The sequence below is a fragment of the Bacillus sp. T2.9-1 genome (assembly GCF_950097965.1).
Lineage (GTDB): Bacteria > Bacillota > Bacilli > Bacillales > Cytobacillaceae > Niallia > Niallia hominis.
In genome coordinates, this window is the sequence record NZ_CATNHG010000154.1 from 1 (window position 1) to 8,010 (window position 8,010).

The window sequence follows — 8,010 nt, forward strand, 5'->3', positions numbered from 1 at the left end:
GGTAGTGTCAAAACTTCTATGAAAAAGTAACCTGAAGTCTTTTTCTTCTTTCCTTTTTGAAGTGGAGAGGCTCGCAATCGCTCTTGACAAACACACCAATGGTTTGAATTCAGGTTATCAAGGGCGAAGGGGACAAAAGAAGGCATGCCAAATAAGCCCTTGATTTTTTCCATTTTAAACCATTGGCAAGTTCGGTTTGTCAAGAGTTCGCTCCGCCGATTGCTGGTTCAGGGCTCAGCTAAACAAAAGCTAGGTTGTTTGTTCTATAATCCAATCTTGAGCTAATCCAATTAGCTTAGTCCATCTTGCTGGCATATTGGGAAGCTGAAGTAACTCTGGATGAATCACAGGTACTTTTCCTTCTAAGGCTGAATGAGGCCGTAGAAAGTTAAAGTATGCGACAAACAAAGTGACGAAAGAAACAGATCCATGATCAGATCCAAACCCATGAGTCGAGCGATAATTTCCTTTAAACGTTCGATTGAGTCGTTCAATAATTTGCTTGAGTGGTCGGTATTCTGTTGATACTGGATCTTCGTTGGTTAATCCAATGACTTGCTTCACATCAAACGAAATATCATGTTGGGCAAAGAAATGTTGGGCTAATAGGTAAATCGGATTGCCATCTACAATAAACGTGAGGTTTTTAGGGATTTCCTTCATCTTTAGAAGAACCTCATCGATAGCCAGAATGGCTGACTGAGTATCTCGATTAGGAGAAACAGGATAAGACAGAATAATCTTTTTTACGGCATCAAAAAAGAAGAATAAATAATGCCAGCGACCTTTCACTCGAATGTAGGTCTCGTCTCCACAGAATTGATCAGAAAGCTCATAAGGATAATGGTCCACATAAGGTTTAAGCATCAGTGCTACGCTATTTTCGTAATTCAAAATGCTTTGGTGGGAGATGGATACACCATGTACATCCTTCATGAGTGCAGCTGTTTTACGGGCTGACAACCCATAGTTCACATGGTAGGTCAAAATCAGTCCCAATGTATGTGGCGACACATATAGTCTTGATAAATCTAACTTTGGTTTCTGAGGTGAACGCTTCGATAAGGGTTGGTAATCGATACGAAACTGACGGAAAATATAACGCATTTTAAATGCCTGTGGATCCTTTTTAAACTGTTTTTTCTCTTTTGAAGATAGTCCATTTTGTTTCTTTTGGTAATAAGAACAGTCGTTGTTTTTACACTTGAATACATCGAAATCTTTTCTCTCTTTGACCTTTTCAAGCGTTTTAGCACAGTGAGGACATTTTAAAATTGCCTCTTTTGAATAATGATTTTTTTGGTTAAACAAACATGTACACACCTTGCATTGATACTGTCCCTTGTCTCCGTTATTTGCATAAAGAAAATCAGATGGAGCACCACACTTTGGACATTTTATGCTGGAAGGAACAGTTGTTTTTGAATTTGAGTGTCTTCGAACAGGTTTAAGGGGTTTCCCATTTTTCTCCTGATACTCATTCAAAAGAAGTTTATAATCAAACTTTTGTAGGGTTTCGATGATTGGGAGGTCGTCTACCTGTAGTTTTCGATAAGGCTTATTTACAGGTTTTTCTACAGGTTTATCAAACATACTTTTCCCAATCAAAAGAGTTAATAATGTTCGAATAACCTGATCTTGGTACTTAATAAAAGTAAGTAAATAGGTTATAATTTGAGGGTACAATTTGTCACTTCCTATTCTAGGTTGTTGGGTGTGTGGTAACCTCAATTATCCTTAGAATTCAGGGGGTGGCAATTTTTTTGCTCAAAAAGCCCTCTATCAAGGTATTTTATAGCCTATTTAATATAAAAGTTTTGACAATACGTGAAAGATAAAAGGGGGAATACGATGAAAAAAATCACTTGGTTACTGACAGTATTACTTACAACCATACTACTAACTAGCTGCAACCAACCTGCTAGTAGTGATGAAGCAAAGAATATTGATCGAGAGGAAACAAATCGATTAATAAGTGAAAAAGACACACAAATTAGTGAACTACAAAAAGAAAAAGAAGATTTACAAAACTCATTAGAAAATATTGAGTTAGATTTAAAATACACAAAGGAAGAAGCGGATTATTACAAACAATTACTTAACGACATAATAATAGATTTTAGAGATGAACAGGAAAATGAACTCTCTAGAGATTTATGGGAATATGAATTGAATGTTAATGGGATAGTAGTTTCGGATAATGGAGTTGTAAACACAAAAAATAATATTATTGAAATATCCATTGTACAAATGCAACCACCCTATCAGATTTTACCTAATAATGTGTTTTTAAATGGTAAAATCAGTGGTGATTATTATGATCATATCTCAGATTTTAGCCAAACTCCAAATGAAACTTATGAAACTTATGAAACTTATGAAACTTATGAAACTTATGAAACTTATGAAACTTATGGAACTGATGGAACCATTATAACTGGGATGCATTATAAATTTAATAACCTAAATGCTGGTTCAACTATTACATTCACCATTACGGATGAACTGAAAGAAAGGCTAAATTTAATGACTTCTCAAATTATCGTAACTAAGGTTGAATAACTACAAAACGTGATTCAATTAGATGCTATACATCAATTAGGAACTCCGCCTTATTAAAGTAAAACGGGGAGCGTTAGTTGAATAAAAGCAATAACAATTAGGCTGTCATTTTATGGAATCCTAATTTAATAGTAATAAATCAACATTTAACACTAACACAGCGTTGAGAATTGTAGTTTTGGTGGTGTCAGGAGAGCGAGGTGACACCGTCATTTTTAGGGATTGCAAATTCGGTGGTGTCAGGAGAGAAAGATGCCACCGTCATTTTTAGGAATTGCGAATTTGGTGGTGTCAGGAGAGCAAGATGGCACCTTCATTTTAAGGAATTGCGAATTTGATGGTATCAGGAAAGAGAGATGGCACCTTCATTTTAGGAAATAGCAGATTTGATGGTGTCAGGAGAGCGAGATGGCACCTTCATTTTAAGGAATAGCAGATTTGATGGTGCAAGGAGAGCAAGATGGCACCTTCATTTATAGGAATTACAGATTTGAGGGTATCAAACGTTAGGAATGATACCCTCTTTTATAAGAATTATCTTTTTGACGTCAGAATAATGGAACGCACCCTAGAAAAAGGGACAAATTGAAATGAATATCCATACATAGTCCGATATTGTCCCATTCTTTGCCTAAAGTTTACTCACATGCACCAACTCATCCTCTGGATCGATCCATAGATGATGATAATCTGGTAGGCCTAAGGAGTTAATTTCAAGCCCTTTTAGAAATGGTTGATAGCTCAACTTATTCGTTGCGTGATAAAGGAAATGAACGAGAACATTTTCTTTTAACATATCTTCAATTCTCTGTAAGTGAACCATTCTTCCCTCTGAAGTTTCCACCCTTTGAAATACCTCTAGTTCCAAATCTATATTTTTTTGAGTATCCTTATCTAGGAATTTTCTAAAAAAAGAGTTTTCACTTTTGTAAATGGTTAATAAGCTTAATTCAACATCCTGATCAAGTATGACTGATAATAGGAGGATGTCCCCATTTAAAATAGACTCATCCGTATCGTAATTAATAGGATGGAGATTAAGGGACAGACCAATCTTCCTCCCTTGTTTTTGTAACCATTCGGCACTTTCATATCCTTCATTTAGATTAAAATAATATAGATAAATAGTTTCCCCGTTATAACCACTTCTTAGTAAGTACTCCTTTGCTTTAGCAATAGACGATTTATTTATTTTGTAGAGTCTACTTACATCGGGCAAAAAACTAGTGGCAGCTAAACTTCTATTTCCTCCAAGTCCCTTTATCATTTCAACTGGATTCATGATTTCTTGAATAGCTAATTTAAAATATAGGTTGTGCTGATAACCTTCTTTATTTTGATTAAAGGCCAAAAATCTACTACCTAACAACTGATAATCTAATATAACTGGGTTTGAGTCTTTTTCCGTAGCATTCAAGGCAGTAAATTGATTTGGGTATGCATGCCCTCTTTTATTCATCCATATATCAAGTTGGTCAATTAGAGCTCTTTCACGAAAGTATTCTTCAAAGGCTTGGAGACATATAAAATTTTTATTGAATTCCTTTACTAGAAACGGACCTGTTCCAATTGGAATGTGGTTTTGTGAGTGGGATGGATGAATGATAGAACAGTGAAAGGATGATAAAATTCTTGGGAAAAATAAATTTTCCCTCTCTAAATGAAATGCGATGGTAAAATCATCAACAATGACTACCTCCCGGATATCTTTTAATAGTGGATATATGGCAGAGTGACTTCCTTCTATTAAAATTCGTTTCATTGTATATTGTACTTCTTTTGCAGTGACCATTTCCCCATTATGAAATCTAACACTTTTTCTTAAATAAAAAGTCCACTTTCTTCCATTGTGTTTCTTTTTCCAAGCATAAGCTATACATGGATTAGTTTGGTTTAATTCACTATTATATGAAACCAATGTGTTAAATATCTGATTTACCAAATGAGCCTCAGAATAAAAAATGGTTTCTAAAGGATCTAGTGAATGAACTTCTTGAGGAAGTATTATTCTTAGGATGCTCTTAGTTCCAAAATGCGAATGTTCAATACTAGGGCCGAGTTTTTCATAAAGAGACTGAAATAAAAACTTCTGATTTTCTTCAGAGAGGGTAGGGGAGTTTGCGAGGTCAACGATATCCCCTACCCTATTTTCGGCTGACATCTGGAATATGTACTCCTCCACTGTTTCGCTAAATGAGGAGTGGTAAACCAAGGTTGAGAGGTTTCCTCTTCCTCTCCCAGGCTTCCATGTAATTCTTTGTTCTTCACTCAATTTCTTAAGCAAATAGTTTGTGTTTCTAATAGAGCTACAGAAAGTTTCTGCAATTTCACTAATAGAAATGCTAATTTCTTCGTAGGGCTTTACGGCTTTGTGTCTAGCTCTTAACAAAATTAAATACTCCATTAATCTCAAATTGGTCCCTCCCATAAAAGGTGCAAATGTTACTTGTTGTTTTCACTTTTTATCATTTTATTTCAGGTTTAAAGTAAATACAACAGATAATTTCAGAAATATGGAGGCGAGGCCGATGCTTGAATTACTTAAAGATAAAATATATATCCGATATTGGTTGGCGGTAGTTGTTTCTTTTCTAGGTGATGCCATGACGCTAACTGCTGTTGTTTATTTTGTCGGAACCCATACAGACAATCCCCTAATGATTAGTTTCGTTTTTGTTGCTCAATTACTGCCAGTGGTCATCATTGGACCCTTTATTGGGCCTTTAATTGACAAATATTCAAGTCGATGGGTAATGGTATATTCAGATATATATAGATTTTTAATGGTATTCTTAATGGTATTTTTCTACGAGAATATCCCATTATTGTTATTACTAGTATTTTTACAAGGAATTGGAACAGCTTTTTTTGAGCCAGCTCGTATGTCTTCCATTCCAACTATTGTCGGTGACCATCGTATTCCTCAAGGAATTGCACTATTTCAGAGTACGATAGCTGTTATTAAGTTAGGTGGGCCTGTAGTCGCTGGGCTTCTATTAGCCTTTCAATCCCCGAAGAACATATTTTTTATTGATTCATTCACATATCTTATTTCGGGAGTTCTTATCTTTAGCTTATCTATTTTAAAGATAGATTCTAACAAGAACCAGCCTAGCTCAAATTCGTATCTGAAAAATCTGTTTGATGGAATAGTGGAGATGCTTAAGACCCCAATTTTATTCTTTATGATTTTATTTCTAGTCCCTGTCATGATGGCATTTGGAATGTTTATGACAAACTATAAGGCCGTTATGCTCCAAGTGTTTGAAGTATCAAAAATTGAATTTGGTGTGATGGAAGGAATCTTCGCATTTGGTACGGTGATTGGTGCTGTCCTAGGGTCAAAGCTGTTAAATAAAATGGCCCATTATCGTTTATTATATGTATCGATTGGTGTACTAGGTTTTTCTATTATATGTGTATATTTCATCACGGAAATAAGCTTTCTATCGAATTCGCTCCTATATCCATTAATATTGTGGAGTTTAGTGATTGGTCTTACAAATGCTTTAATGATGGTACCTACGAGTACGATCTTTCTTCAACATATTCCTGAGGAAATAAGGGGAAGAGGTACAGCCATTTTCTATTCGATATTTAATCTATTTTTGTTAATGGGTACCCTTATTGGTGGATATTTAGGGGGAATAAATATTGTTGCAACCTTGATTGTCGCAGGTTCCGTTTTAATGATTACTGCCCTTACTTATCCTTTATATAGAAATTCTACCTTGCTCGTAAAAGTAAGAGATACAATTAAACCAAAAGAAGTATCAAATTAAGTAGTCCTCCCTTAGTGAAAGCTAAGGGATTTTTGTTGTGCCCGGCATGGGCGATAACTTGGTGGTGTAAGTCCACTACAGGCTTGGCAGTAGGGAAATCTCTTCTCCTCTAATTATTTCATTTTTTTTGTAAATTTCATAGACTAAAAGAACTGTGTTATTTATCATAGAAGTGTATTAACTATTATTAGTGCAGCTTGATTCACTTTGATTAAATATGAGGCGGAAAACTTAGGGTTTTTCAAATCTCGGCATTGATTTACAAAAAAATACCCTTCAATATACTATGGGTGAAATGAGTGTTGAAAGTAAAGAGAGGCTCTTATTCATAAAGACTATCATATTTGCAGTTTAAGTCTTAATATGACTTTGATCGGACTGTTCTTATGAGAAAAAAATGGCCTAGTTCAAAGTGAGAAATAAAAAGATTACTTTACCCCATTATTAACGCTTGGAATAGAGCTGTAAAAAAGGTGCAAAATTAAAAACAATTTTTCACTTTTATTAGTGTTACAAAATAGTAAAATAAGGTCTATGTTAGGTAATAATGATTTCATTTCACACCACAGGGACTACTTCAGGAAAAAAAGTAGTATTTAACGCTACCGGAGCAAATATTATCTATAGAAACGGGGGAGATTATTATATTTCAAACATTTAACAAAAAAAATATGGTTTGCTCTACTCGTACTTCTTGCATCATTTCTTAGCATTCATGCTATCATTCGTTACTACGTACTCGACCCGGAACAATCTAATGCTATTTTAATTGAAATAGGTTTTGTAATGTATGAATTTAAAAATATTATTTGGAATTCAGCATTGTATATACATATTTTAACAGCTGCCGTACCATTAATAGTAGGGCCTTTCCTTTTTATAAATGAACTGCGCAATAAATACTTAAATACACATCGTGTTGTAGGTAAAATCTATGTCATTTGTATATTCATTAGTGGATTAATAGGGATTTACCTAACTTTATTTGCATTTGGAGGAATATTAGCTAAATTAGGCTTCTTTCTTCTAGACCTAGCATGGATTTATACAACATACAAGGCCTACTCATATATTCGAAATAAAAAACTTAAACTTCATGAAGAATGGATGATAAGAAGCTATGCGGTCACATTTGCTGCATTGACATTCCGTATATGGTCAGCAATCATTGGCTGTACATTTGATAACTTTACACTTGGTTATGTAATTGCCGTCTGGTTGTGTTGGACTGGAAATTTATTAGTGGTAGAAGTTTGGTTGAGAAAATCTAGAAGAATGACAGCCAACATTCAGTCCCCAGTTAATTTAAGGTGAAAATACTAATAGTGAGGATAATAGGATGGAGTTAATAAGAAACTTTGAGCATAATAAGAAATTAAGGGGCAGTTTTAATGAACTGGCTACTAATACCTTTGGTATAAGTTTTGAAGATTGGTACGAAAAAGGATTTTGGACAGAAAAATATTCACCTTTCTCCATCGTACAAAACGAAAAAATAATAGCAAACGTTTCTGCAAATAAGGTAGAGTTAATTATTAATAACTCAACTTTCGCAGAGTGATATCGGCAAATAAGCCTTGATATAATTAGGAAGGCCAGCGATCCACTGTTCAAGTTGACTTTGAATTATTTTTTTGATTTTCTTATTCGTTTGTTTAAGTGCATC

General features: G+C 34.6%; 6 protein-coding genes. 4 read left to right on the top strand and 2 right to left on the bottom strand.

What is annotated here, in order from left to right; genetic code table 11:
* Positions 1-249: 249 nt before the first annotated feature.
* Positions 250-1,686 (bottom strand): DDE-type integrase/transposase/recombinase, encoded by a 1,437-nt coding sequence (locus QQZ16_RS22900; protein ID WP_016205479.1) that lies wholly within the window; start codon positions 1,684-1,686, stop codon positions 250-252.
* A 165-nt stretch (positions 1,687-1,851) separates the two neighbouring features.
* Between QQZ16_RS22900 and QQZ16_RS22905 the strand changes: the two genes are divergently transcribed.
* Complete coding sequence (locus QQZ16_RS22905) at positions 1,852-2,562, top strand: hypothetical protein (protein WP_235252304.1); 711 nt, start codon at positions 1,852-1,854, stop codon at positions 2,560-2,562.
* Positions 2,563-3,193: 631 nt separating this feature from the next.
* Here the strand turns inward: QQZ16_RS22905 and QQZ16_RS22910 are convergent.
* Positions 3,194-4,966 carry an ABC transporter substrate-binding protein gene (locus tag QQZ16_RS22910; RefSeq protein ID WP_226793725.1) on the bottom strand — a complete coding sequence of 591 codons (1,773 nt, stop codon included), beginning with the start codon at positions 4,964-4,966 and terminating at the stop codon, positions 3,194-3,196.
* 10 nt (positions 4,967-4,976) lie between these two features.
* On the opposite strand from QQZ16_RS22910, the gene QQZ16_RS22915 reads away from it, so the two are divergent.
* From QQZ16_RS22915 to QQZ16_RS22925, 3 genes are all read left to right on the top strand, one after another.
* Positions 4,977-6,344, top strand: coding sequence for an MFS transporter (locus tag QQZ16_RS22915; protein WP_341195285.1), 1,368 nt, complete (start codon positions 4,977-4,979; stop codon positions 6,342-6,344).
* Between the two features lie 786 nt (positions 6,345-7,130).
* Complete coding sequence (locus QQZ16_RS22920) at positions 7,131-7,658, top strand: DUF2306 domain-containing protein (RefSeq protein ID WP_047944578.1); 528 nt, start codon at positions 7,131-7,133, stop codon at positions 7,656-7,658.
* 25 nt (positions 7,659-7,683) lie between these two features.
* A complete protein-coding gene (locus QQZ16_RS22925) occupies positions 7,684-7,905 on the top strand; it encodes a hypothetical protein (RefSeq protein ID WP_284561833.1) in 222 nt (73 codons plus the stop codon).
* Positions 7,906-8,010: the final 105 nt, after the last annotated feature.

Excerpts from the sequence above, each read along its gene's own strand:
- QQZ16_RS22905 (WP_235252304.1), top strand. The coding sequence starts at position 1,852 with ATGAAAAAAATCACTTGGTTACTGACAGTATTACTTACAACCATACTA.
- QQZ16_RS22920 (WP_047944578.1), top strand. The coding sequence starts at position 7,131 with ATGTATGAATTTAAAAATATTATTTGGAATTCAGCATTGTATATACAT.
- QQZ16_RS22925 (WP_284561833.1), top strand. The coding sequence starts at position 7,684 with ATGGAGTTAATAAGAAACTTTGAGCATAATAAGAAATTAAGGGGCAGT.
- QQZ16_RS22910 (WP_226793725.1), bottom strand. The coding sequence starts at position 4,966 with ATGGAGTATTTAATTTTGTTAAGAGCTAGACACAAAGCCGTAAAGCCC.